We start from the raw sequence: 26201 nt of genomic DNA, 5'->3' as shown, positions 1-26201 counted from the left end.
TGCGTGAGATTCGGCAGCGGTCGCGCCGTTCGAGGGCTGGATATGCATAGGTTGTTGATCGGGCTGCTGGCGTGCGTGCTGCATGCCGGCAGCTGGGCGAGCCCGCCCATCGAGGTGACCATTCTCTGCGACGCCGGCTACCCGCCGTACAGCTATGCCGAGGGCTATCAGGCCAGGGGGTTGTACCAGGATATCCTGCGCGTGGCCTTCGCCCGCATGCCGGAGTACCGCGTGCACATCCGTCCCTTGCCGTGGGCGCGGGCGCTGGCGGAATTGGCCAAGGGCCGCGCCTTTGCGCTCTACCCGCCTTACCACCGGCCCGCAGAGCGGCCGTGGATGGACTACTCGCGGCCCATATTGAGAGAAAAACTGGTGGTCTTCCTGCGTGCCGAGGTGGCGCGCACACTCCCGGACGAGCGATTCCCGCAGGCCTATGGCGGCCTGCGCATCGGCCAGAACAGCGGCTTCATCAACATCCCGGACCAGGATTACCAGCGCATGCTGGCCAGGGGCGAACTGCAGCAGGTCTACGGCAAGGACAACCGCACCAGCCTGGCCATGCTCTATCGCGGGCGACTGGACGCCTATATCAACGATCGCCGTGCGGTCCTCTGGGAGCTGGAGCGGATGCACAGCGACGGCGTCCTCGGCGACAACGGCCTCAGCTGGATAGTCGAGGGGCCCTGGCTCACCGGGGAGGAGGGGCACCTCGGTTATACCCGTCGCAATCCGCAGGCCTATCCCTACAAGGAAGACTTCAAGCAACGCCTCGACGCCGTCCTGACCGACCTCGAGCGGGAGGGCGTCATCTACCGCATCGTCAGTCGTTATGACGCGATCTATGCGCTTCACCTACGGTCTGCCGGAATCTAGCGGCCGCACCAACGGGCCCGGGTTTCCATCTGCATTTCAGCAGTATTACGAGCTGAAACAGCGAGTTTATTTTGTTACGGTATAACATCTTTTTTGCCGGCTATAACGCTCTAGCCTGGAGCCCTCGGCCTATCGGCTTTATCGAAAAGCCAACGCGACCCAGCTGCTCCATACCGGGTTCAGAAGGCGACAGAAAACGTGCGCGACCTCCGCCATCCGAGCCAGGCCTGACGCAAGCACGAATCGACAGATCCAAACCACTCCCCTCAGAAAACCAACACCAGGAGCGCGCATGAAAGCCACATCGGCCTCCCTCGCGGTCGTGACCGCCCTAGTCACCACCGACCTCTACGCCGCCCAGTCCGGCAACTCCACCACTACCCTGGGTGACGTCTACGTCACGTCCAAAGCCAGTGGAGCCTTGAACACCACCAGCATCCTGACCTCGGTCGACATCATGGGCTTCGACAAGATCGAGGACAAAACCGTGATGAACAGCTGGGAACTGCTGGGCCAGATGCCCGGCATTCAGCTGACCGAGACGCGCATGGGCGCCGAGTCCGGCAAGGTGACCTTCCGTGCCTTCAACGGCGAGGGCTACATCAACGGCATCAAGACGCTGATCGACGGCGTGCCGAGCAACGTCAACAGCGGCAACCAACGCTTCATCGACATGATTTTCCCGCTGGATCTCGACTATATCGAGGTGGTGCGCGGCACCAACGACCCGCGCTATGGCCTGCACAACATCGGCGGCAACATCAACTTCGCCACCCGCCAGGGGGGCAACTACACCGATGGCCGCCTGACCTACGGCAGCTTCGACACCCGCGAATTCCAGCTGGCGGTGGGCCATGAGGAAGGCAACTTCGCGCAGAACTACTTCCTGGCCAAGCAGGACTCCGACGGCTTCCGTGACAACAGCCAGTCCAACAAGTATTCCCTGGGCGGCAAGTGGTTCGTCAGCGATGACGAGCAGACCATGAAGCTCGGCCTGGTCGCCCGTCTCTATCACCATCAGGCCGAGGAGCCGGGCTTTCTCACCGCGCAGGAACTGGCCGCAAGCCGCTCGCAGTCGCCGGAAAAGAACGCCAACGACGGCGACGACCGTGACATGAAACACCTCGGCGTCCATGCCGATTTCCAGCTCAGCGATGAGCTGAGTCTGAGCAACAAGCTGCACTTCAACAGCTACGACGACGACCGCACCATCACCTTCACCAGCGTCCCGGTCGGCAATGCGCCGCGCCAGCGCCGCCAGTGGCAGGAGCGGCAGACAGGCGTGCTGAGCAACCTGACCTGGCGCGCCCACGAGATGCTGACCCTGGATGGCGGCATCAACTACGAGCAGCAGGACAACGAGTACCGCCGCTACCGCTACAACTTCGCCATCCCTACCGATTTCGATGCCACCCCGGCGCGCACGCAGAACGACGACAGCTACACCCTGTACAACACCGGTGCCTATGCCCAGGCAATCATCCAGCCCATCGAGTCGCTGAAGATCATCCCGGCCTTCCGGGTCGACAGGTTCTCCGGCAATACCGAGCTGCAGAACGGCGTGACAGCCGAACTGCAGGACTACGGCTGGATCGAACAGCCCAAGTTCAGCGTGGTGTACAGCGTCACGCCGGACATCAACGTCTACGCCAACTGGGGGCGCACCTTCCAGATTCTCACCGGCTCGACCGCCCCGGCCTACCTGACCGCCGGGCAGGCCGAATTCGACCCGTCGATCAACACCGGCAAGGAAGTGGGCGTGAAGTTCAAACCCTTCGCCGGCGCCGAAGCGCGCATTGCCGTGTGGCAGCAGGAGGCCACCGACGAAGTGGCCAATATGCCCGCCACCGGCACCACGGTCGGCCTGGGCGAAACTAAGCGGCGCGGCATCGACATGCAGCTCACCGCGCAGCTCAACGAGCAGTGGACGGTATGGGGCTCGCACGCCATCCAGGAGGCCAAGGTGGTCAGCGCCTTCACCGCGGGCGGGCAGTCGCTGGCCGGCAAGGAGGTGTTCTCCACGCCGCGTTACATCAGCAACGCGGGCGTCGACTATCAATTCAACCACGCCTGGCGCTTCGGCCTGCAGGCCCGCGCGCAAGGCGACTACTACATCGAGGAGTCGAACGAGCAAGGCAAATACGGCGGCTTCGCGGTGCTGGACGCCAACGTGCGCTATCAGCTGTCCGACACCACCAGCCTCGACCTGCAGCTGAAGAACCTGACGAACTACGAGTACGAATACGTGTGGTACGACAATTTCTTCTGGGGTGGCGACGACCAGCCCATGTTCTCGCCGGCCCCCGGTCGTTCGGCCTACCTGTCCGTCAATCTGAAGCTGTAGTCGAGCGCGGACGACAAGCACATTCCACCATGGCGCCCCTGCCACAGCATCTGGCAGGGGCCATGCAGGACTCGCTGGCAGATCAGAATGTGTAGGCGATGCCGAGCTGCACGGTGCGTGGCGCTCCCGGGTAGGCGTAGAGGTTCCACGCGCCTTCCTCGTACTCCTCGTTGAACAGGTTCTTCGCATCCAGGTTCAGGCGCACCTGTTCGTTGAGCTGGTAGAAGCTCAGCAGGTCGACGACGCTATAGCCCTGCATGTCGTAGGCGGTCGCGCTGGTCTGGCCGGCGCGTTCGTCGACGTGCTTCACCGCCAGGCCCAGCCCCAGGCCCTTGGCGGCACCGTCCTGGAACTCATAGACGTTCAGCAGGCTGAAGCTGTTGCGTGGAATATTGGCCAGCCGCGTCCCGGGGCGCAGGCTGTTGTCTTTGCTCACTTCGGCATCGACGAAGGCGTAACCGCCGATCATGCGCCATTCGGGCGTGATGTTGCCGGCCACATTCAGGTCGAAACCGCGGCTGCGTACCTCGCCCGCCGCGACGCTGAAGGTCGGGTCGAGCGGATCCAGGGTCAGGACGTTCTGCTTGACGATGTGGTAAACCGCGGCATCGACGCTCAGCTGCCGGTCGAGCGCTTGCCACTTCACCCCGACTTCGTAGGACTTGCCTTGCTCGGGCTCGAAGCCGCCGCCGAGACGGCTGGCGCCGCTGTTGGGCTTGTAGGAACGCGCCGCGTTGGCATAGACGGCCAGGCTGTCGGTCAGGTCGTAGATCAACCCGGCCCTCGGGGTTACGGCATTGTCGGCCATGTCCCAACTGCGGCTGCCCGGCAGGTAATTGCGGTAGTCGTGCTCGAAGCGCTCGATACGCACGCCGGCGAGGACCTTGAGCTGCTCGCTGAGGGTCAGCTGATCCTGCACGAAGGCGGCCCAGGTCTTGAGATTTTCCTTGTCGTGGGTCGTGGTGCGGGTCAATGCCGGGCGCGGCTGGCCCAGTACCGGAGCAAAGATATCGATCGGGTAGGCGGTGAGCGCTCCGCTGGAGCGCCGAATGAGCGACTTGTAGTGGAAGTCCTCGTACTCGACGCCGGTGAGCAGGGTGTGTTGCAGGCCCAGGGCGTTGAAGTAGCCGGTGAGGTTCAGCTGCACATCGCGGTCGCTCCACTCCAGCTCGCGGTAACTGAAGTTGCGTCCCAGGGTGCGGCCATCGGTCTGCAGACCGTTGGCTTCCACCGCATTGCCTTGCAGGGTGCCGTTCAGCTGCTGCACCCCGCCGGCCAGCGTCCAGTTGTCGTTGAGCCAATGCTCGAAGCGCAGCTGCAGCATCTCGTTGTCGTTGTGCAGGAGGTTGTCGCTGCCTTTCTCCCAGACATTGGTATCGCGCGAGGCGTTGCCGGCCTGGTTGGGGAAGCGGGTCAGGCCGCGATCCAGCGGATGGTTGTTGCGCATGAAGTCGCCTTCCAGGGTGATGCGCGTGGCATCGGAAAGCTGCCAGCTGAGCACCGGCGCCACGCCGTAGCGCTCGGTTTCGACATGCTCGCGGAAGGTCTCGCCGCCTTCGCCCAGCAGGTTAAGGCGGTAGGTCAGCTGGCCTTGTTCATCCAGGGCCCCGGTTGCGTCGAGGGTCGCGCGCTGCAGGCCCTGGTCGTCGAGCTGGCTGCCGAGCGTCACTTGCGTTTCGGCCTGGGGCCGCTTGGTGACCACGTTGAAGGTGCCGCCCGGATCGCCCCGGCCGTAGAGGGCCGAGGCCGGGCCGCGTAGCACCTCGAGGCGTTCGATGGTGTAAGCGTCCGGTGCGTTCGGGTAACCGCGGTTGATGGGGAAGCCATTGCGATAGAACTCGCCGGTGGTGAAACCGCGCACGGTGAAGGTGGTCAGGCCCTGGCCACCGAAATTGTTGGCCCGACCGACCCCGCCGGCGTAGTCGAGCGCATCGCGCAGGCGAGTCGCACCGCTGTCCTCGATCGCATCCCGGGGGATGACGCTAACCGACTGCGGCGTTTCGTGCAGTGCAGTGTCGGTGCGGGTCGCACTGGCCGATCGGGTGGCCCGGTAGCCGTCCACCGGGCCGTCGGCACGTTCCGAGCGGATAACCATGGATTCAAGCTGCAACGAAGAGGCGTCTTTTTCGCTTGCTTGCTCGGCCCAGGCGACAGGCGAGAGAGCATGGAGGAGGCAGAGCCCCATGGGGGTAAGGCGCATTGATGTCGGGTTCCTTGGATGGGTAGGGCATTGATTTTATTTGAATATTAAATCAAATAAGAATCATTATTTTTTTGACTATTATTCTTGGCTGGCCCGATAGCTGTTGTCGTTTAGGCTGTGAAAACGATCTGGCGCTGCCGTATGCGAGGGATATTCGGCAGAATCTTTTCTGCACGCGGGGGAGGGGCTCGATCTTGCGTTGGCTTCTGTCACAGTGCGTCGAGCGCGCACTGCGCGTGGCGGGCCGCGCGCCTTACTCGGTCAGCGCGCGAGCTTTTCGCTGTATCCGCGAACCGCTGAGCGGGCAGCCCTGCGGGCTGCATTCGCCGCGGGGCGCGCCTCCACAAGGCATCGCAGCCCCAGGCATTATCTAGCGGGCCCACAGGTTTCAACACATAACGGCTACATAGCCATTAGTAGCCCTGCTTGCGGTCGATCTGCCCGAGCATCGGCTCGCCGCGTTGATGCCGGCGGATATTGTCCAGCAACACGCCGAACGCGCTTTCCGGCTGGGTCATCGCGGCGATATGCGGCGTCAGCAGGATCTGCGGGTGTTGCCAGAAGGGATGGTCCGGCGCGGCGGGTTCTTGTTGCAGCACGTCGAGCACCGCGGCGCTGAGCTGGCCGCTGGCCAGGGCTGCGAGCAAATCCTCCTCCACCAGGTGACCGCCACGGCCCATATTGACCAGGGCGGCGCCTTCGGGCAGGTGCTGGAACAACTGGCGGTTGAGAATCCCCTGGGTCTGCTCGGTCAGCGGCAGGACACACAGCAGAATGTCGCACTGGCCGAGGAAGGCCGGCAGTTGCTCGGCGCCGGCAAAACACTCGACTCCGGGTATGCGGTGCTGGCTGCGCGCCCAGCCCGACAGGGCGAAGCCATAGGGTTGCAAGCTGGCGAGTATCTGCCGGGCCTGCAGGCCGAGACCGAGGACCCCGACCCGGCGTTTCGACGCGGGCACCAGCCGGTGCGCTTGCCAGTGCTTTTCGGCCTGCTGCTGACGATAGCGCAGCATCTCCCGATGCAGGCCGAGCACGGCGAAGCTCGCGTATTCGCACATGCCCTGGGTGATGCCCGGGTCGAGCAAACGCACCACCGGCAAGCTCGCCGGCAAGCGGCCGAGGTCGAGCTGATCGACGCCTGCCGACAGGGCGAACAGCACCTGCAGGTTCGGCAGCAGCGTTTCGAGATCGTCCGGCGCCTGCCAGGCCGCCAGATAGCGAATGTCACGGGGATCGCCGATATCCGGCCAGGCGCGCCATTCGATATCCGCGGCCTGTTCGGCGAACAGCGCTTGCCACTGTTCGCCGCGCACCGGGTCGGCTTTGTAGAGCAGAGCCATGGGCTGTTCCTCATATGAACGGAAATAACCAGCATGCCCGAGCGGCAAAGCAGTAAATGTCGAAAGAGCCGCGGCAAACGCATTGCGTAAGTTTGTATAGCGCGGATTCCGGCAGATTCCGTGGATTGAAGGATTCTGCCGTTTGCCGGGGTGAAAACAGTCGATCCGGATTTCTCAGGGGCCAAGTTCGGCTTAGAGCGTTGCGTCGAAGCCTTAACCTGAAGCACATCGCAGCCGCCTCCCGGTTGCCGGGCTCACTTATGGGAGATGCCATGAACAGTAAAGTCGAAGAAACCCCTTATCTGCTCCAGCAGCGTGATCAGTTCGTGCCGCGTGGCCTGGTCACTGCCCACCCGCTGGTGATCGATCGGGCCCAGGGCGCCGAAGTCTGGGACGTGGAGGGCAGGCGTTACCTGGATTTCGTCGGTGGCATCGGTGTGATGAACATCGGTCACAACCACCCGAAGGTGGTAGCGGCGGTGCAGGCGCAGATGCAGAAAGTCACCCACGCCTGTTTCCAGGTGGTGGCCTATCAGCCCTATCTCGATCTGGTACAACGCCTGTGCGAGTTGGTTGGTGGCTCCAGTGGCATCGCTCATAAAGCGGCGCTGTTCACCTCGGGTGCGGAAGCGGTGGAGAACGCGGTGAAGATTGCCCGCGCCCATACCAAGCGCCCGGCGGTCATCTCCTTCCGTGGCGGCTTCCACGGCCGTACCTTGCTCGGTACCACCCTGACCGGCATGAGCCAGCCCTATAAGCAGAACTTCGGCATGGCCCCCGAGGTATTTCACACGCCGTACCCGAATGCCTATCGCGGTTTCACCAGCGAGATGGCCCTGCAGGCCCTCAACGAGCTGTTCGCCACCCAGGTTTCCCCGGACCGCGTCGCCGCGATCATCATCGAGCCGGTACAGGGCGACGGCGGTTTCCTCTCTGCGCCAGTCGAGTTCCTCCGCGCGCTGCGGGCGCTGACCGAGCAACATGGCATCGTCTTGATTCTCGATGAAGTCCAGACCGGCTTCGGCCGCACCGGCACCTGGTTCGGTTTCCAGCACGCTGGGATTCAGCCGGATCTGGTTACCGTGGCCAAGAGCCTGGCCGCTGGCCTGCCGATCTCGGGCGTGGTCGGTCGTGCGGACATCATGGACGCGCCAGCCCCTGGTGGCCTCGGTGGCACCTACGGCGGTAACGCCCTGGCTTGCGCGGCGGCCTTGGCGGTGATCGAGACCTACGAGCAGGAACAATTGCTGGCACGCGGCGCCAAGTTGGGCGAGCGCCTGCGTCAGGGCCTGCAGCGCCTGCAGGCGCGTTACCCGCAGCAGATCGGTGACGTACGCGGCACCGGCCTGATGCTGGCGATCGAACTGGTCAAGGACGATGCGGCGCGCAGCCCCGATGCCGAACTCAATCAGAAGCTGATCGACGAGGCGCGCAATGGCGGTCTGCTGGTGATCAAGTGCGGCGTGTACCGCAACGTGCTGCGTTTCCTCGCGCCTTTGGTCGCCGAAGAGGCGCAGATCGACGAAGCGTTGGAGATTCTCGAGGCGGCCCTGGCACGCGTGTTGAGTTGAGCCAAGTCTCGGTCGGCGCCTGCGGGTTCGCGCCGACCGGGGAGCATGGGTTGATGAAATGTATTAGAGGAGGCGAGAGCCATGGACCTGACTGATTATCGTGCGCTGCTGATCGACTGCGACGACGTTCTGGTCGATCGGGGTTCCGGTATCTGGACGGCCTTGCAGCCGCTGCTGGAAAACCGTCCCGGCATGCTGGGACGGGAAGAGGTACTGACCGAGTTCAACGAAGCGGTACGTGCGCTCTATCCACGTTTCCCCGAACTGGGTTTCGGTGGCTTGTTGTGCTTCGCCCATCGTCAATTGGCCGAGCGCCTGGGGCGCAAGGTCAGCTGGGAGGAGGGGATGACCTTCGCCCGTTCGGTACGCAACTGGTCGCTGTTCGAAGACGCGCCCGGCGCCATGCTGTATCTGCGCAAGTTCTATCGCCTGTTGGTGCATGGCGACCGTGATGCCGAGGATCGCGAACCGCTCTGCGAACGATTGGGGATCATGCCCGAAGATCTGCTTTCCCCGGCCAGCAAGCCACTGGAGGACCGTGCCTGGCTGCTCGCCAACGACCTCAAAGCCGAAGAGATCCTGCAGGTGTCCAGGTACCCCATCGAGTCGCCCACATCTGCCGGCTTGTGCCTGATTCAGCGTGACCATAACCGTTATACTCAGCCATGTCCGGCGGACTATTGCATCAACAGCATGGCCGACCTGGTGGCGCAACATCAGCTGTCTTTGCGCAGCTGACTTTGCTAGAAAGACTGCCTGTGAATGGCGATCGAGAGGTACGCGATGGAAGCTTTAGTCAAGCTGGACCGAATCGACATTAATATTCTGGTCGAATTGCAAAAAGACGGTCGCATCACCAACGTCAGTCTGGCCGACGCCGTTGGCCTGTCGGCCAGCCCATGCCTGCAGCGGGTCAAGCGGCTCGAGGCAGCAGGCTATATCTCCGGCTACAGTGCCCATCTCAATCTGGCCAAGATCACCGAGTCGGTCACGGTATTCACAGAGATCACCCTGCATGACCACAAGCGCGAGGATTTCGCCAAATTCGAGTCCAATATCCGCCTGGTCGATGAGGTGCTCGAGTGCCACTTGATCAGCGGCGGCTATGACTACCTGGCACGTTTCATGACCCGCAGCATTCAGCACTATCAGGACGTGATGGAGGGGCTGCTGGACAAGAACATCGGCATATCCAAGTACTTCAGCTACATCGTCATCAAGTCGCCGGTACTCAAGGATGGCGTGCCGCTGCGTAAACTCTTGAGTCACTGAATTTCCGCCGAAGGCTTGCATGGTCAACTCGCTACCGGCGGGGAGTGCGCCGTGCGTACCGAGCCTCTATGTGAGTGTGGGTGTACCGGCCGTGCGGGCGTTGGTCAGTGCCAGGTCGACAGCGCTTCCCAGGCGCGGAACTTGTCGCCGGGAATCGGCTGGCTGATGGAGAAGCCCTGGGCGATGTCGCAGCCGAAGTTGCCCAGGCGGGTCAGGGTCTCCTGGTTCTCCACGCCCTCGGCGACCACCTCGAGGTCGAGGTTGTGCGCCAGCTCGACGATGGAACGGATGATCTTCGCCGAGTCATCGTCATCGCTGAGCATGCGGGTGACGAAGGACTGGTCGATCTTCAGCGAATCCACCGGCAGCTTCTGCAGGTAGGCCAGCGAGGAGTAGCCGGTGCCGAAATCGTCGATGGTCAGGCGGGTGTCGAGGCTCTTCAGCCTGGTCAGGGTGTCCAGCGCCGCCACCGGGTCTTCCATCAGCGCGCTTTCGGTCAGTTCGAACTCGATCCAGTCCGTTTGCGCGCCCCAGGTGGTGAAGGAGCCGCGAATCCGCTCAAGCAGCTTGGGATCGCGCAGGTCGTGCGCCGACAGATTGACCGAGATCGGCCGCTCGTCGCCTTCCTCGTGCCAGGCATAGCGTTGGCCCAGCGCGGCGTCGAGCACCCAGTAGGTGAGCGGGGTGATCAGCCCGGTGCTCTCGGCCAGCTTGATGAAGTCGTTGGGCGGCAGCAGGCCATGCTGCGGATGCTGCCAGCGCACCAGGGCCTCGCTGCCGCAGACCTTGTTGGTGGCGATCTGCAGTTTCGGCTGGTAATGCAGCAGCAGCTGGTTGCCTTCGATCGCCCGGCGCAGTTCGCTCATCAGGGTCAGGTGCTGGGCGCATTCGCGATCGAGGCCACCCTGAAACAGCGCGTAACCACTGCTGGAGCGCTTGGCCTGATCCATGGCACTGGCCGAGCGGCAGATCAGGGCGTCCGGGTCGGTGCCGTGGCCGGGGTAGAGGGCGATGCCGATGTTGGCGCGAGCGTCGAGGAGCACTCCGGCCAGGTCGATTGGCTCGTAGAGCGCCACCAGGATTTTCTGCGCCAGCTGCGAAGCCTGCTCGGCGCCGCCGTTGGGCATCAACACCGCGTACTGACACTCGCCTAGGCGCGCCAGAGGGGTGTCTGGACCTACCGCCTGGGTCAGGCGCGCGGCGATGGCTTGCTGCATGCGGTCGCCTTCGCGGTAGCCAATGGCCTCGCTGATCTCCTGGCTACGGCCGACCTCCAGGTGCAGCAGGCCCAGCGGCCGATGCTCGTACCTGGCCTCGCTGATCGCGTTCTCCAGCAGTTCGCGCAGGCGCAGGCGGTTGGGCAGGCCGGTCAGCTCGTCGGTATAAGCCATGCGCCTGATGGTCGCTTCGGCCTGCAGCGCCCGGGCCCGGGTACGCAGGGTGACGATGCCGAAGCCCAGATCGTTGGCGGTGGCCAGCAGCAGCTCGACTTCCTGCTCGTCAAAGGCGTCGCTCTCTGCGGCCGTGATCACCAGCTTGCCGATCAGCACTTCGTCGACCCGCAGCGGCAGCACTATGACCGCGGCAATGCCGTGCTCGATGGCTACGTCTTTCAGCGCCTCTACCGGTTCATCGAGGAGGTTGCGGATGACCTGTGGCCGGCCGGCCGCGAGCTCGGCGTCGAAGCGCTGGATGTAGGCCTTGCCCTCGGCACTGCCGGCCCAGACCTCGGCCCGCGCCAGGTAACCGTGATCGTCGCCGGCGTAGGCGACCTGGCGTTCCGGCTCGGCGGGGTCTTCCTGGAGGTAGGCGACCCAGGCCAGGCGGTAGCCGCATTCGGCCACCAGTACCCGGCAGACTTCCTCGAGCAACGCGGGCTCCTCGTTGGCATGGATCAGCGCATGGTTGACTGCCACCCGCGTCGACAGGGCGCGGTTGAGGCGCTGGATCTCTTGCTCGGCCTGGGCGCGCTTGGCCTTGGTGCGCAGGGCCTGCAGGCCGAACGCCAGGTCCTCGGCGGCTTGGGTCAGCAGCTCCTCTTCCTGGGCGCCGAAGGCATCGGGTTCCGGGGCGCCGATGCCGAGGGCACCGAAGATCTCGCCCTCGACCCGCAGCGGCAGCGATAGAAACGAGGCGATCCCGTGTTTGCGCGCGCCCTCGCTCCAGGGCAGGGTCTTGGGATCGGTCAACAGATTGCGCACCAGACTCAGGCGGCCGGTGCGGATCGCCCTGCCGGTGACGGCGCGACCGCGTTCATTGTCCGCCCAGGAGATGTTCAGCGAATCGACGTAGGCCTGTTCGACCCCAGCATGGGCCACCGGCATGACCGTCTTCGCCGCGTCGTGCTCGGCGCGGCCGACCCAGGCCATGCGGTAACCGGCCTGCTCGACTATGACCTGGCAGATCTCCTGGAGCAGGGTCGCCTCGTCTTCGGCGCGCAGCAGCGCCCGGTTGCAGCCACTCAGGGTGCGCAACGCGCGGTTGAGATAGGGATGCTCTGGGCTGACGGAACCTGGCACTGGCATGGTACGCCTCCGACTCATGCACGACCTGGTTTGAGTATAGAGCCGCCGACCGGACACCGGGTTCCACGGGCCGGACGGTACCGTGGTCAGCCGCGGCGGCTCAGCGGCCGGGCAGGCACTCCGCGACGGAGTTCTGCCGCAGGCGGTCCATCAGTTGGGCCGCCGTCACCAGTCTGGCCAGCCCCGCGCCCTTTCGTTCATGGCAAGATCGACCTCGACGTACTGATGGGGCATCACCGGACTCTCGTGACCCAGCCAGAGAGCACGACCACGCCGATCTCGATGCCAGCCTGCAACAGATGCATCGCCGTGGGGCGGCGAAGGTTGACACCGGGGGACGTCAGGAGGCCCGCGAAATTATGTCGAGCTTGCCGCCGCGTCAGCAGCGATTAAGCCGCTTGCGGCCTACCCCTGAACTACTATCAAGACGGCGACTTGCGATAATCCACGACTTTGCATAACGACTCTCATGGAACGCTTTTCATAAGAGTCGACTGTGCCGGTCGTGACGGGCCGGAGTCGACCCGTAGCAGTCTACGGTGGCGGCAGAAAGCGGCCAGGAGCGGCCCATTCGCATCAATACCTTGTTCCCGATTGTTCGATGATACCGGCTCGTAGGGTGCGCCCTGCGCACCAGGGGTTATCAGTGGTGCGCGCAGCCTAGGCGGCCCCGCGCGCCCTGCACAGGCCAGCCGCAACCGTTTGAGCGATGATTATCGCGAGACAGCCTCCTCGCCGGCAGGGCGGTATTTTGCCCAGAATCTGATCTGTGACCGGCTGCAAGCAAGGGGGAGGCGACGGGGCACAACAGGCAAAATCGACGCGAAACGGCTGGTGGCGACTGACGGCGAGCGGTCATGACGCGACAATCATATCCGCAAGCTGGTTGGATCCTGGCAGCGGACTGGTCCGATGGGCGCGGGTCTGAGAGCTGTAAGCGTTATCGGCTGGCACCGCACAAGATTCTACGGCTGATCCTCCTCTGGTCTGCCGGTCTCGTGCCGGCATTGATGGGGCCAAGGTCTGCGTGTACTGTATATAAATACAGTTATTTTGAGCTCGCCGATATGCCCGATCCCTGGCAACCCCCCGCCTCTTCAGTCCGTGTCCGGCATGGACATCATTCGTTGCCGGGCAGGTCCTGGTACACCACGCTGGCCCCAGGTTTTCCCTGGGCAGTGGCGAGGCGAGGCTAATGGGCGCTGTCGTGGCGCTGGATGATCTGTTGCAGCAGCGGCGGATCTGGAAAGCTCAGTCGACACCATTGCCGCCGAGTGCCCAGCCCACCGGGCATGCCGCGCTGGATGCGCTGCTGCCGACGGGTGGCTGGCCGGAATCGGCGTTGAGCGAGATCCTCATGCCCGGCGAAGGGCTTGGCGAGTTGCAGCTGTTGTGGCCGACCCTGGCGCGTTTGACCCGCAGTGGCGAGCGGGTGGTGCTGGTGGCGCCGCCCCATGTGCCGTACCCGCAGGCCTGGCAGGCCGCCGGAGTGGATCTGCGCTGGCTGGTGATCATCCAGGCCAGCGGCCGTGATGCCCTGTGGGCGAGCGAGCAATGCCTGCGCTCGGGCAGTTGCGGCGCGGTGTTGTGCTGGCCGCAGCGGGCCGACGACCGCGCCCTGCGCCGGCTGCAGGTGGCGGCGGAAACCGGACAGACGCTGGCCTTCGCCTATCGTCCGTTGCAGGAGGCGATCAACCCCTCGCCGGCGGCGTTGCGGATTGCCGTCGATGCGCGCCCGGCGCAGGTGCGTGTGCTCAAGTGCCGTGGTGGCTTGCCTCCGTCTGCCGCCATCCCGCTTGCGGCGGGGCAGTGAGGTAAGCATGCGCTGGGCTTGTGTAGTGCTGCCACAACTGGCACTGGATGGCGTGCTGCGCCGTCGCAGCGATCCCGACGCGCCGTTGGCGCTGGTCACCGGTACGGCGCAGCGCCGGGTGCTGCAGACGGTCAACCCGGCGGCCCGTGCGCTCGGTCTACGCCCCGGGCAATCGCTGATCGCGGCCAATGCGTTGACCCACGACTTCACCCTGGTCGAGTACGACCCCGATGAGATCGAACGCTGGCAGCAGTTCCTCGCGGCCTGGGGCTATCGCTTCAGCTCCCACGTCAGCCTGTGCTACCCGCGCACCCTGCTGCTGGAAATCGAATCCAGTCTGGCGCTGTTCGGCCCCTGGCCCCGTTTCGAGGCGCGCTTGCGCGAGGAGCTAACGACCCTGGGCTTTCGTCACCGCATCGTCGCCGCGCCGAATCCGCTGGCCGCGCGCATCCTGGCCAACGCCCATGACGGTCTGGCCATCGCCAGCGACGAGGTCATGCGAGCAACACTGGGAAAGATGCCCGTCGAGCGCATCGGCCTTGCCCGCGAGGTGGCCACGGCCTTTGCCCGTATGGGTCTGCGCACCCTGAGTCAGGTGCTGGCCTTGCCGCGCGACACCTTGGCGCGGCGCTTCCCGGTCCAGGTGCAGCAGCATCTGGATACCTTGCTTGGCGAGCGTGCGCTGGCCCTGGAGTGCTACGTGCCGCCGGACGAGTTCGATGTGCGCATCGAGCTGAACTTCGAGGTCGCGTCGCACCAGGCCCTGCTGTTCCCGTTGCGCCGGCTGACCGCAGACCTGGCCGCCTTCCTCGCCGGACGCGACAGCGGCGTGCAGCGCTTCGCCTTGCACCTGCAGCATGCGGAGGCCGTGGACAGCATCATCCAGGTCGGCCTGCTGAGTGCCGAACGCGACCCGGCCATGCTCTTCGAACTGGCGCGCGGCCGCCTGGAGCAGGTGCAGGTGGTTGCCCCGGTACGCGGCGTGCGCCTGATGGCGCGCGAGCTGCCGGCCTTCGTACCCGAGCATCGTGAACTGTTCGACGAGCGCCCCCAGCAATCGCTGCCCTGGGAGCAACTGCGCGAGAGGTTGCGCGCGCGCCTGGGTGACGAATCGGTACAGGGCCTGCGCGCCCAGGCCGACCATCGTCCCGAGCATGCCTGGCAGACGGCTGGCGATGCCGAGCCGGGGTCCATCCTGCAAGGTCCGCCGCGCCCGGGCTGGTTGTTGCGCCAACCCGTGCCGCTGCGCGAATCCGCCCCGCGCATCCTGGCTGGCCCCGAGCGCATCGAATCCGGTTGGTGGGACGGTGGCGATGTGCGCCGCGACTACTACCTGATCGAAACCCGCTCCGGGCAACGTGCCTGGGCCTATCGCCCGCTTGGCGAAAGCGGGCCGTTGATGTTGCAGGGCTGGTTCGCATGAACGGCGAATACGTCGAGCTGCATTGCCTGTCCAACTTCAGCTTCCAGCGCGGCGCCTCCAGCGCCCGTGAGCTGTTCGAGCGGGCCAAGCGCCACGGTTACCGGGCCTTGGCGATCACCGACGAATGCACCCTGGCCGGCATCGTGCGCGCCTGGCAAGCGTCGAAGGAAACTGGGCTGCCATTGATCGTCGGCAGCGAGATGCGTATCGAAGACGGCCCCAAGTTGGTGCTACTGGTCGAGAACCTCGCCGGCTACCAGCGTTTGTGCCGGCTCATCACCCTGGCGCGGCGGCGCGCGGCGAAGGGCGAGTACCGCCTGCTGCGCGAGGATTTCAGCGCACCGCTGGAGGGGCTGTTGGCATTATGGATCGCCGACGAGGCGCCCGATCCGGCGCCAGGGCCGTGGCTGCGCCGCCTTTTCGGCGAGCGCCTGTGGTTGGCGGTGGAACTGCACCATGGCGCGGACGATGCGCAGCGCCTGACACGTCTGCAGGCACTGGCCGTCACGCTGGGCATACCGATGGTGGCCACTGGCGATGTGCACATGCATGCCCGTGGTCGCCGCGCCCTGCAGGACTGCATGACCGCCATCCGCCACCACTGCACGGTGGCCGACGCCGGTCAGCGGCTGTTCGCTAATGGCGAACGGCATTTGCGTTCACGCCAGGCGCTGGCCGAGCTCTACCCGCCGGAGCTGCTGGCCGAGACGCTGCGTATCGCCGTGCGCTGCACCTTCGACCTCGGCCAGTTGCGTTACCAGTACCCCCGCGAGCTGGTGCCTGAAGGCCATACACCGACCACCTGGCTGCGCGAGCTGACCGAGCAGGGCATGCGTTGGCGTTGGCCCAAGGGCATACCGGCGAAGTGCCGCGAACAGGCTGAGAAGGAGTTGGGGCTGATCGCCGAGCTGGGGTATGAAAGCTATTTCCTCACCGTGCACGATGTCGTCCAGTTCGCCCGCACCCAGAGCATCCTCTGCCAGGGTCGCGGCTCGGCGGCCAACTCGACGGTGTGCTACGTCCTGGGCATCACCGAAATCGACCCGGCGCGCATGAACATGCTGTTCGAGCGCTTCCTCTCCAGGGAGCGCAACGAGCCGCCGGATATCGATGTGGACTTCGAGCACGAGCGGCGCGAGGAAGTGCTGCAGTACGTCTTCCGCCGCTATGGCCGGGGCAGGGCGGCGCTCACCGCCGTCGCCAGCACCTATCACGGCGCCGGCGCGGTACGCGATATCGCCAAGGCTCTCGGCCTGCCGCCGGACCAGGTCAACGCCCTGGCTGATTGTTGTGGCCGCTGGAGCGATAGGGAACCGCCGCTCGAGCGGCTAGGTGAAGCCGGCTTCGATCCGGACAGCCCGGTGCTGCGCCGGGTACTGGCGCTGACCGGCGAGCTGATCGGCTTTCCCCGTCACCTCTCGCAGCACCCCGGCGGCTTCGTCATCGCCGAGCAACCGCTGGATACCCTGGTGCCGGTGGAGAACGCGGCCATGGCCGGGCGCACCATTATCCAGTGGGACAAGGACGACCTCGACCTGGTCGGCCTGCTCAAGGTCGACATCCTCGCTCTGGGCATGCTCAGTGCGTTGCGCCGCAGCTTCGACCTGATCGTGCGTCATCGAGGTCAACGCTGGACCCTGGCGACCCTGCCTGTGGAAGACCCCGCCACCTACGCGATGATCAGCCGCGCCGACACCATCGGCGTGTTCCAGATCGAATCGCGCGCACAGATGGCGATGCTGCCGCGCCTGCGGCCGCAGACTTTCTATGACCTGGTGATCCAGGTCGCCATCGTCCGCCCCGGGCCGATCCAGGGCGACATGGTTCATCCCTTCCTGCGCCGCCGTAATGGCGAGGAGGCGGTCGTCTATCCCTCCGCGGAACTCGAGGTCGTCTTCAAACGCACCCTGGGGGTTCCGCTGTTCCAGGAGCAGGTCATGCAACTGGCGATAGTCGCCGCCGACTACACGCCGGGCGAGGCCGATGAGTTGCGGCGCTGCATGGCTGCCTGGAAGCGCCACGGCGGCCTGGAGCCGCATCGCCAGCGCCTGACCGAACGCATGCTCGCAAAGGGTTACACGGCGGACTTCACCGCGCGCATCTTCGAGCAGATCAAGGGCTTCGGCAGCTATGGTTTTCCGGAGTCCCACGCGGCCAGCTTCGCCTTGCTGACCTACGCCAGTTGCTGGCTGAAATGCCACGAGCCGGCCATCTACGCCTGCGCGCTGATCAACAGTTGGCCGATGGGCTTCTACAGCCCCGACCAGGTGCTACAGGACGCGCGCCGTCACGACATCGAAGTGCGCCCGCTGGACGTACGCCACAGCGACTGGGATTGCTCGCTGGAGCCAGACCAGGAGGGGACCTTGGCCATTCGTCTGGGCCTGCTCCTGGTGCGCGGGTTCCGCGAGGAGGATGCTCGGCGCATCGAAGACTCGCGGCGCGAGCGGCCCTTCGCCGATGTCGCCGACCTCTGCTACCGCGCCGGGCTCGATGCCCGGGCGCGTGAACTGCTGGCCGATTGCGGCGCCTTACGCGGCCTGGCCGGGCATCGCCACAGCGCCCGCTGGGCGGTTGCCGGTGTCGAGGTGCAGCCACCGTTGTTCGCCAACCTGCCGGCGCGAGAAGAGACCCAGGTAGCGTTGCCATTGCCGACGGTGGGCGAGGATTTGCATAGCGATTACGCCACCGTCGGTACCACCCTGGGCCCGCATCCACTGGCCATACTGCGCTGCCAGCTCAAGGCTCAACGCTGCCGTAGTTCGCGCGAGCTGCTCAGCGTCGAGCATGGGCGCAACGTCAGCGTGGCCGGCCTGGTGATTGGCCGGCAGCGGCCACAGACTGCCAGCGGGGTGATCTTCGTCACCCTGGAGGATGAGTACGGCATGGTCAATGTGGTGGTCTGGCATGATCTCGCCGAGCGTCAGCGGCGGGTATTGCTCGGCTCGCAATTGCTCCGGGTGGATGGCCATCTGGAGTCCAAGGACGGTGTGTGTCATCTGATCGCGGGGCGTCTGAGCGACCTGACGCCGCTGCTGGTTGGACTGGATGTGCGCAGTCGGGATTTTCAGTGACGCCGGGGGATGGCTCGGCAGGCGGGAAAAGGCTGCCTCCAAGGGCAGCCAGAAAGCCAAGTCGTCCTGTCCGAAGTAATGTGAGCCACCCTTTGATTCAGCAGACCAGTGGAGGCATTTGCATCAGCTATGCGCCGCACGCTCGAACACCTCGTCCGCCCATTGGTTCAGGCTTTTGCCGGCCGCCTGAGCGGCGATGGTGGCGGCAGCGTGCACTTCAGGGCGAATGCGCAGCATCACCTTGCCGGAAGCCGGCTTTTCCGGGCTGACCTCGCGCTCGGCACAATCGGCCAGGTAGTCATCCACCGCCAAGTGGAACTCGGCGCGCAACTCAGCTACCGAGTCGGCATGGAAGCTGATGATGTCCCGCACGCCCAGCACTCGGCCGACGAAGATGTCGTCACGCTCATCAAACTCGATACGGGCCGTGTAGCTCTTGTAACTCATGCTGTTCATGGTTCAACTCCTGCCCGCTGCAAGAACTCGCGGGCCTCTTCTACTTGGTACTTCTTTGCCTCTTTCCCAGAGGGCGGTCGATGACAGCGCCATTGCACGTCTCCCAGTACGAGCCTGACCCGTGACCCTTCGCGCTCCAGCACCTGACCGCCCAAGTGAATAACCAGGGCTTCGATGTCGGAGAACACCACTGCGGCACTGGTCGGCGTGCGGAAGATGGCTTCGAGGGTTTTGCGGTGTCGGCTCTTCATGGAGTAAGTGCTAGCAGATATTGATAGCAGTTTGTGCCTTGCACTATCACTGTCCGGTTGAGCCTCTCGCCAAGGCGAATCGATGTTGTTCCGCTATCAATCAGGCTTGGGGAAGGATAAAGGTCGGTAGCCGTGGCTTGGTGCTTTGCCATTCTGGTTGGCTCCGATGACGATCAATGTAGGATAATTGGCCCACAAGGCGCTGGAGCGGCGAGATGAGCATGGGCTCAGCTATCCAGAACGCGGAGCAGATGGGTGAAGAGGATGCATGGCATGACACGAGACGAACTACTTTCGGCCCCTGAGTCCGACTACATGAACGAAGCCCAGTTGGCTTTTTTCAAGGCGCTGCTGCTCGCCCAGTTGGACGCGTGCAACGAGCGTGTCGAGAGCGGCAAGGCGCGTCTGGCCGAGCTGGAACGGCCGATCGATGTGGCGGATGTCGCCTCTATCGAAGAGGAGCGCATGACGCTGCTGCACCTGATCGATCGCGACCGCAGGATGCTTCCCGCATTCCAGCAAGCCCTGGCGCGGGTCGACGATGGTAGTTATGGCTGGTGTGACGAGACCGGCGAACCGATTGGCCTGCAGCGGCTGCTGTTGAGTCCCACCACGGCCTTGTCCGTCGAGGCCAAGCAACGCCGAGAGTTGCTGGAGCGGCACATGAGTCAGGCCTGAGCGGCTTGCGCACATGCAAAAAGGGCCTGAATCAGGCCCTTTTGTCGTTGTGCGCCAGGCATGGCGCAGCGGATACGAAACCGAGGCTGGCGGACCTGCCAGTACCAGCCGTGACCGGGCGGTGGATTGCGTATCGGCCATCGCCGGCAGACATGGCCCAAAGGCCAACGCGAGCATTGTCAGTAGTATGAGGCGCTTGAAGCGGGAGGCACTGGTCGATGTCACTTGGCATTCCACGTGGAGGGCATGTGGACCCCGATCGTTGGGATCCAAAGGATTCGAGTATATTCAGCATGCTTTTGGCTTGAGAATGATAATTATCAAGTGGGCGTGATATTCATTCTTGAGGAGCGCACGTGAGCGGAGCGATTGCCAGGGCCTGTGACCATTTGACATGGGTAACCAAAGCTCAGGCCCTCCCCGAGCGCTTTTAGGCTAGCCTGGAGGCTTCTCATGAGATGCCGCCGAACGGCGATGAGACGGACGAGGCTAGGTGAGGACTTGAGTGTGAGTCGCCGCGGCCGGGTCAGTTTTCGGTCGGTAGCGGCACCCGGCAACGCCAGGGGATGTTTACTGGGTTGGCTCTGAGAGGAATTTTCGCTATTTACATGTGAGATGACAGCTTCATCAAAGCATACCGTCGATCAGGATATGGCGCTGTCCGCGGCTGCATTTCTCGATCCGTGCCTCGACCTGGTAGACGTTGCGCAGCATCTGCTCGGTGATCACTTCATCGCTGGGGCCGCTGCCCTGGGTTGTGCCATTGGCGATGACCAATACTTGATCGGCAAAGCGTAACGCCTGATTCAGGTCGTGGATGGCGATGAACACTATGACCTCACGTTTTCTGGCCAGGGCGCGCATGAAGTCCAGCACTTGCACTTGCCGGTGCATATCGAGGGCGCTGGTCGGCTCGTCCATGAGCAGGATTTCCGGTTCGCGTACCAGCGTTCGTGCAATCGACACCAGCTGTTTGCGTGCCAGCAGCACCGATTCATAGACCGTCAGCCGGGCGCGGCATCTGAAGATAAAAGAGAAAAACCAAGGATCTGTCCAACTCCATCACTGCACCAGCAATGCAGCTATTTGCCTGTTGCTTCAAGCCCTGATCTGGCCAGCCCAGCTAGATAGGCTGTTCGATTGTTTCTCTACCGTTGGTCGGATTGCGAGCGGCTTGGTAGCCTCCGTTGCAGAAAATCCAGCCGAGAAAGTAGTGGGTATTGAAACGGGCATCAGTTGTCATGTCTCTTTGATTTATACAAGTAAAATCAATATCTTATGAATCAAAGAAAAATCATCCACGTCGATTGCGACTGTTTCTATGCCGCCATCGAGATGCGTGACGATCCGAGCCTGGCCGGCAAGCCGCTGGCGGTGGGCGGTGCTGCGGATCGTCGCGGGGTGATCGCTACGTGCAATTACGAGGCCCGTGCCTACGGGGTGCGTTCGGCCATGGCCTCCGGGCATGCGTTAAAGCTGTGCCCGGGCTTGCTGATCGTCAAGCCGCGGATGGATGCCTACAAGGCCGTGTCGCGCGAGATCCAGGCGATCTTCCGTGACTACACCGAGCTGATCGAGCCATTGTCGCTGGATGAGGCCTATCTGGATGTCTCGGACAGTCCGCACTTTGCCGGCAGCGCCACGCGGATTGCTCAGGATATTCGCCGGCGGGTCTCGCAGGAGCTGCATATCACCGTCTCGGCGGGTGTGGCGCCGAACAAGTTCCTGGCCAAGATCGCCAGCGACTGGAAGAAACCCAACGGCCTGTTCGTGATCACCCCGGATCGGGTCGAGGCGTTCGTGGCGGCCTTGCCGGTGAGTAAATTGCACGGGGTCGGCAAGGTGACCACCGACAAGCTGGAGCGGCTCGGCATTCGCACCTGCGCCGAACTGTGCGAGTGGAGCAAGCTGGGCCTGGTGAAGGAGTTCGGCAGCTTCGGCGAGCGCCTCTGGGGGCTGGCTCGCGGTATCGACGAGCGCGTGGTGCAGACCGACAGCCGTCGGCAGACGGTCAGCGTGGAAACCACCTACGATCAGGATCTGGCGGATTTGCCGGCCTGCCTGGCGCAACTGCCGCAGCTGCTCGACGAGCTGGCGCGGCGCATGGCGCGGCTGGATGCGAGTTATCGGCCGGACAAACCCTTCGTCAAGGTCAAGTTTCACGACTTCACCCAGACCACCCTGGAGCAGGCCGGCGCGGGTCGTGATCTGGACAGTTACAAGCGGCTGCTCAGCGCCGCCTTCGCTCGTGGCAACAAGCCGGTGCGTTTGTTGGGGGTCGGTGTGCGTCTGCACGACTTGCGTGGACGGCATGAGCAGTTGGAGTTGTTTGCGCGGTAGCCGGGCCGGCATTTGTGATGGTCCGCGTGCAGACATGCTCCCCTGGATGTAGCAGGACTGGTTTTGTAGAGCGGCGGCGCCGAGTCCCATACCGCGAACAGGTGAGTTGAGGGCAACAGGATTTCGCGGCCATGGGCCGCTCCTACGAAAAGCCCAGATGGCGCCCGCTCAGCCTTGGTCCGGCCACAGACGCAGCGGCTTGCCTTCTGCCGGCCACAGACGCAGTTGCTCGATCGGCGAGACATCCCAGCGTTGCACCTGGCCCAGGCTGTCGAGGAAGCGTGCTTCCTGTTCCATCAGCGCCGGGGCGCACATTTTCCGGGTGCTGCCGGCAGCGCCGAAGCTGAGTCGTTCGCCGGCCAGGGTGTAACTGGCGAACCAGTGATTGCAACCGGCGTTGCCGTAGGCGCGACCGTCAGCGCCGAGGGTGATGGTCAGGTGGCTGCGGTCGATCAGCGGGCGTTCGCCAAGCCATTCCACCCGATAGGTTCGTTCGGTCTCGAGCTGCAATGGCGCGCTGGCGCAGCCGAGCAGGCTGGCGCTGAGCAGGCCGGCGGCGAGGGCGCGTTTCATGCGACATCCTTTCGGCATTTGGGGCACAGGTGCTGGCCGTTCTGGCTGTGCCAGCCCAGTTGTTTGATTCGTGCTTCGGCGGCAGGCGCCTGGGCTTTCTTGCCCAGGGCGGCATCGACGGCAAATTCGAAGTCGAGCTGTGCGGCGCAGCCGTCGCAGTTGACTTGCCAATTGAAGATCGCTAATTCGCCAAAGACCGGACCTTTGGCGACCGCAACCCATTGTCCGGGCGGATTGATCAGGTGGCGTACTTTCTCGACCTCAAGACGCATGCTCAGCTCGCGGCTGCCTTTGAGAGTGACCAGCAGGCTGTCTCCGCTGCGCATCGAGCCGCCGTTGCCAGTCACCTGGTAGCGGCCCGGTGCCAGGGCACGGCATTCGATCAGGGTGTGCTCGGGGTTGAGCAGGTTGTAGCGGAAATCGTGTTCGGCCATGGTTCCTCCAAGTCAGCGCAAATGCTATCACGCGCCAGGTTGCTAGACGCTGATCTGTGCCTCTTCGGCCAGTCGCTCTATCGCCGCCTCGAGCAGGTCCAGTGCGCTGGAGGCGGCGGGGTCATTCTGTTTCAGCAGGGTTTCGCTGCGCTGACAGGCGGCGCGCAGTTGCGGCACGCCACAATAGCGGGTGGCGCCGTGCAGGCGGTGCACGCGTTCGATCAGGGTGTTGCGTTCGCCTGCGTCGCGGGCCTGGCGGATGGCCTGGCGATCGGCCGGCAGGCCGGCCAGCAGCATGCTCAGCATGTCGGCGGCCAGATCGGCCTTGCCGGCTGCCAGGCGCAGGCCTTCCTCGCTGTCCAGTACATGCAGGGCGTGGCCTGTGCCGACGCTTTTGTGGGCTTGCTCGGGGCCTTGATGGCGCAGGGTCAGGCCGGTCCATTTGAGCACTACCTGGGCCAGTTGCCGTTCGCTGATGGGTTTGGTCAGGTAGTCGTCCAGGCCGCTTTGTAATAACACGCGTTTTTCGTTGGCCAGAGCATGGGCGGTCAGCGCCACTATGGGGGCCGCGGGCTGGCCGCGTTCACTCTCATGCTGGCGAATCGCTTCGGTTGTCTGGCGGCCGTCCATGCCGGGCATCTGTATGTCCATGAGAATCAGGTCGAAGTTTTCCTGTAGGGCCTTTTCCAGGGCTTCGTAGCCGCTGCTGGCCGTGCTGACCTTGGCTCCCATGTCGTCCAGCAGGGTTTGTACCAGCCGCAGGTTGGCCGGGTTGTCGTCGACGCAGAGCACCCGCGGTGGGCGGCTCGGGGCGAGCTGGCTGGTCTCCGGGCGTGTTGGCCGCGGGCTGACCAGTTCGGCCAGCGCGCGTTGCAGTTTGCGGGTGCAGGCCGGTTTGGCTTGCAGTTGGCTGTGCGCGTCGGGCAGGACTTCGTGGTAGAGCGTTTGTTCGGTGGTCGGGCAAAGCACCAGGGCCTTGCAGGCGAGACGCTTGAGGTCCCAGATCCGCTGGCCAAGGCGCTCCGGTGGCAGGTGCTGAGCGCTGACGCCGAGCACGGCCAGGCTTATTGGCTGGCTGCTGTGGTGTGCGCTGGCGACCGCTGCGAGCAGGCTGTCGAGATCGCCGAAGGCGCTGACCAGCAAGCCGCAGTCTTCCAGTTGATGTTGCAGGGCTTGGCGTGACAGCTCATGGCTCTCCAGGATGGCCGCATGGCGCCCGAGGAGGGGCGGGCGGGGCAGGTCTTCGGCGTCATCCCGGGCTTTGGGCAGGCTCAGGCTGATCCAGAACTCCGAGCCCTCGCCGGGCGTGCTGTCGACGCCGATCTCGCCGCCCATCTGCTCGGTCAGGCGCTTGGAGATCACCAGACCCAGGCCGGTGCCGCCGGCCTGGCGCGACAGCGAGTTATCGGCCTGGCTGAAGGCCTGGAACAGTGCGCGCAGGTCTTCGTTGGACAGGCCGATACCGGTGTCGCGCACGCTGATGCGCAGTTGGGCGCGGTCGGCGCTCTCGTCTTCGAGCATGGCGCGCAAGACGATGCTGCCTTCACGGGTGAACTTGATCGCGTTGCTGACCAGATTGGTCAGGATCTGCTTGAGCCGCAACGGATCGCCCACCAGCGTCAGTGGCGTGTCGCGGTAGACCAGGCTGAGCAGCTCCAGGTGTTTTTCATGGGCGACCGGGGCGAGGATGGTCAGGGTGTCTTGCAGCAGGTCGCGCAGGTTGAAGGGGATGCTCTCCAAGACCAGCTTGCCGGCCTCGATCTTGGAAAAGTCGAGCACCTCGTTGATGATCCCGAGCAGGCTGTCGGCGGATTTCTCGATGGTGCCCAGGTAGTCCTGCTGGCGTGGGGTCAGCTCGCTTTTCTGCAGCAGGTTGGTAAAGCCGAGAATGCCGTTGAGCGGGGTGCGGATTTCGTGGCTCATGTTGGCGAGGAATTCGGATTTGATCCGGCTGGCCTCCAGGGCTTCGCGGCGGGCGAAGTCCAGTTCGATATTCTGGATCTCGATGGTCTCCAGATTCTGCCGCACGTCTTCGGTGGCCTGGTCAACGCTGTGCTGCAGCTCTTCCTGGGCATTGAGCAGGGATTCAGCCATGCGGTTGATGCCCGAGGCCAGTTCGTCCAGTTCATGGCTGCCGAGCGGCGGCAGGCGGGTGTGCAGGTGGCCGTCCTTGAGCTGGGCGACGCTGTATTTGATCTGCCGCAAGGGCTCGTTGATGCTGCGGCTCATGCGCAGGGCGAGCAGGGCGGTAACGGTCAGTCCGGCGCTGATCAGCAGCAGGCTGGCGAGCAGGCTGCGGTAGCCCTTGAGCAGAGTGCCCTGGTGCGACAACTCCAGTTCGACCCAGCCGAGCAGCTTGCTGTCGGGTTGCGCCGACGCCTCGCCGGTGAGGCTCAGGTGCTGGGCCAGCACCGGCAGGAGAAAGCGCGTGGCATCCGTACTGCTGCGCCGCAGCGCTTGGTTCTGCTCGTCGCGGGGCGGCTGATCGAGCATGCTCGGGCCGGCATGGGCCAGACGTTTGCGTTCGGCACCGAGGAAGCTGACGGCTCTTACGTCGGGCTGTTCGAGGGTCTGCGTGGCAATGCGTTGCAGCAGGGCGGCGTCATGGCGCTGCAGGGCGGGTGCGGCCAGCGGCGCCAGTTGTTCGGCGATCATCTGCCCGCGTTGCAGCAGTTGTGCCTGCAGGTCGGACAATTGCACCCAGGTGAAGTAGCCGCCCAGCACCAGTGCCAACAGGCTGGTGGGCAGCAGGGTGAGCATGAGCACGCGGCCTTTTATGCCTAGATCCTTGAACACGAACTTCCTTCCTCGTTGCCGGTTGGCTGAACCCGGAGGCTATGAAAGTATCGGGCGCCGCAATAGGCGCGAGTTATCTCACAAGCTCTCCGGCTGGCAGTGTAGCGGCTGGCCTTGACGGAACAACAGTGGCGTCGCTCCGGCAGCAAGTTGCAACAAGGCGCGCCATAGTCGTGTTATGGCCGTTGCCCGTTTGCCGCTATCATAGGGACCCTTCCAGCCATCTGGACCTGAT

The 26201-nt window shown here is 64.0% G+C and carries 18 protein-coding genes and 1 pseudogene; 10 read left to right on the top strand and 9 right to left on the bottom strand.

The features are described 5' to 3' along the window. Nucleotides 1-42 precede the first annotated feature (42 nt). Entirely contained in the window at nt 43-873 is an 831-nt protein-coding gene (locus BM315_RS03100) for a substrate-binding periplasmic protein (RefSeq protein WP_090497716.1), read from the top strand. A gap of 292 nt (nt 874-1165) precedes the next feature. Then, nucleotides 1166-3217, top strand: coding sequence for a TonB-dependent receptor (locus BM315_RS03095; RefSeq protein WP_090497714.1), 2052 nt, complete (start codon nt 1166-1168; stop codon nt 3215-3217). Nucleotides 3218-3299: 82 nt separating this feature from the next. Here BM315_RS03095 and BM315_RS03090 read toward each other — a convergent pair whose 3' ends face one another. After that, complete coding sequence (locus BM315_RS03090) at nt 3300-5417, bottom strand: TonB-dependent siderophore receptor (RefSeq protein ID WP_090497712.1); 2118 nt, start codon at nt 5415-5417, stop codon at nt 3300-3302. 416 nt (nt 5418-5833) lie between these two features. Then, a complete protein-coding gene (locus BM315_RS03085) occupies nt 5834-6760 on the bottom strand; it encodes a 2-hydroxyacid dehydrogenase (protein ID WP_090497710.1) in 927 nt (308 codons plus the stop codon). 272 nt (nt 6761-7032) lie between these two features. On the opposite strand from BM315_RS03085, the gene gabT reads away from it, so the two are divergent. The 3 genes from gabT (at nt 7033) to BM315_RS03070 (ending at nt 9603) form a co-directional block, all read left to right on the top strand. Further along, the gene (gene gabT, locus BM315_RS03080; protein WP_090497708.1) at nt 7033-8331 is read left to right on the top strand and encodes a 4-aminobutyrate--2-oxoglutarate transaminase; all 1299 of its coding nucleotides are present in this window, start codon (nt 7033-7035) and stop codon (nt 8329-8331) included. Nucleotides 8332-8412: 81 nt separating this feature from the next. Further along, entirely contained in the window at nt 8413-9069 is a 657-nt protein-coding gene (locus tag BM315_RS03075) for an HAD family hydrolase (protein ID WP_090497706.1), read from the top strand. A gap of 45 nt (nt 9070-9114) precedes the next feature. Next, nucleotides 9115-9603, top strand: coding sequence for an Lrp/AsnC family transcriptional regulator (locus BM315_RS03070; protein WP_090497703.1), 489 nt, complete (start codon nt 9115-9117; stop codon nt 9601-9603). A 104-nt stretch (nt 9604-9707) separates the two neighbouring features. Here the strand turns inward: BM315_RS03070 and BM315_RS03065 are convergent, their stop codons facing one another. Next, nucleotides 9708-12128: a bifunctional diguanylate cyclase/phosphodiesterase gene (locus BM315_RS03065; protein WP_090497701.1), complete on the bottom strand. Its 2421-nt coding sequence runs from the start codon at nt 12126-12128 to the stop codon at nt 9708-9710. 1195 nt (nt 12129-13323) lie between these two features. Here BM315_RS03065 and imuA point away from each other — a divergent pair. From imuA to BM315_RS03045, 3 genes are read left to right on the top strand one after another with little or no spacing between them, the layout of a single operon-like run. Further along, nucleotides 13324-13941, top strand: coding sequence for a translesion DNA synthesis-associated protein ImuA (gene imuA / locus BM315_RS03055; RefSeq protein WP_090497699.1), 618 nt, complete (start codon nt 13324-13326; stop codon nt 13939-13941). Nucleotides 13942-13948: 7 nt separating this feature from the next. Beyond that, nucleotides 13949-15364, top strand: a complete 1416-nt coding sequence (locus tag BM315_RS03050; RefSeq protein ID WP_090497698.1) for a Y-family DNA polymerase — start codon at nt 13949-13951, stop codon at nt 15362-15364. Then, entirely contained in the window at nt 15361-18438 is a 3078-nt protein-coding gene (locus BM315_RS03045) for an error-prone DNA polymerase (protein ID WP_090497696.1), read from the top strand. Before BM315_RS03050 ends, BM315_RS03045 begins: the two co-directional genes overlap by 4 nt. A gap of 123 nt (nt 18439-18561) precedes the next feature. Here BM315_RS03045 and BM315_RS03040 read toward each other — a convergent pair whose 3' ends face one another. Both BM315_RS03040 and BM315_RS03035 read right to left on the bottom strand, forming a co-directional pair. After that, nucleotides 18562-18894, bottom strand: a complete 333-nt coding sequence (locus BM315_RS03040) for a type II toxin-antitoxin system HicB family antitoxin (protein ID WP_090497693.1) — start codon at nt 18892-18894, stop codon at nt 18562-18564. Then, complete coding sequence (locus BM315_RS03035; RefSeq protein WP_090497691.1) at nt 18891-19145, bottom strand: type II toxin-antitoxin system HicA family toxin; 255 nt, start codon at nt 19143-19145, stop codon at nt 18891-18893. The genes BM315_RS03040 and BM315_RS03035 overlap by 4 nt, the downstream gene beginning before the upstream one ends. A 273-nt stretch (nt 19146-19418) precedes the next feature. On the opposite strand from BM315_RS03035, the gene BM315_RS03030 reads away from it, so the two are divergent. Then, nucleotides 19419-19823, top strand: a complete 405-nt coding sequence (locus BM315_RS03030; RefSeq protein WP_090497689.1) for a TraR/DksA family transcriptional regulator — start codon at nt 19419-19421, stop codon at nt 19821-19823. A gap of 627 nt (nt 19824-20450) precedes the next feature. Here the strand turns inward: BM315_RS03030 and BM315_RS03025 are convergent. Then, nucleotides 20451-20837: pseudogene (locus tag BM315_RS03025) on the bottom strand (ATP-binding cassette domain-containing protein); the annotation flags it as partial. A gap of 264 nt (nt 20838-21101) precedes the next feature. Here BM315_RS03025 and dinB point away from each other — a divergent pair. After that, entirely contained in the window at nt 21102-22163 is a 1062-nt protein-coding gene (dinB, locus tag BM315_RS03020) for a DNA polymerase IV (RefSeq protein WP_090497687.1), read from the top strand. Between the two features lie 168 nt (nt 22164-22331). On the opposite strand, the gene BM315_RS03015 is transcribed toward dinB, so the two are convergent. Genes BM315_RS03015 through BM315_RS03005 form a run of 3 tightly spaced genes read right to left on the bottom strand, consistent with a single transcriptional unit; the run spans nt 22332 to nt 25966 of the window. Beyond that, the gene (locus tag BM315_RS03015) at nt 22332-22736 is read right to left on the bottom strand and encodes an META domain-containing protein (RefSeq protein ID WP_090497685.1); all 405 of its coding nucleotides are present in this window, start codon (nt 22734-22736) and stop codon (nt 22332-22334) included. Then, the gene (locus BM315_RS03010; RefSeq protein ID WP_090497683.1) at nt 22733-23170 is read right to left on the bottom strand and encodes a hypothetical protein; all 438 of its coding nucleotides are present in this window, start codon (nt 23168-23170) and stop codon (nt 22733-22735) included. Before BM315_RS03010 ends, BM315_RS03015 begins: the two co-directional genes overlap by 4 nt. 42 nt (nt 23171-23212) lie before the next feature. Further along, nucleotides 23213-25966, bottom strand: coding sequence for a response regulator (locus BM315_RS03005; RefSeq protein WP_090497681.1), 2754 nt, complete (start codon nt 25964-25966; stop codon nt 23213-23215). Nucleotides 25967-26201 lie beyond the last annotated feature (235 nt).

Origin of the sequence: Pseudomonas borbori, assembly GCF_900115555.1 — a bacterium.
In the GTDB taxonomy this organism is placed as follows: Bacteria; Pseudomonadota; Gammaproteobacteria; order Pseudomonadales; family Pseudomonadaceae; genus Aquipseudomonas; species Aquipseudomonas borbori.
This window is presented reverse-complemented; position numbering and strand designations above follow the sequence as displayed.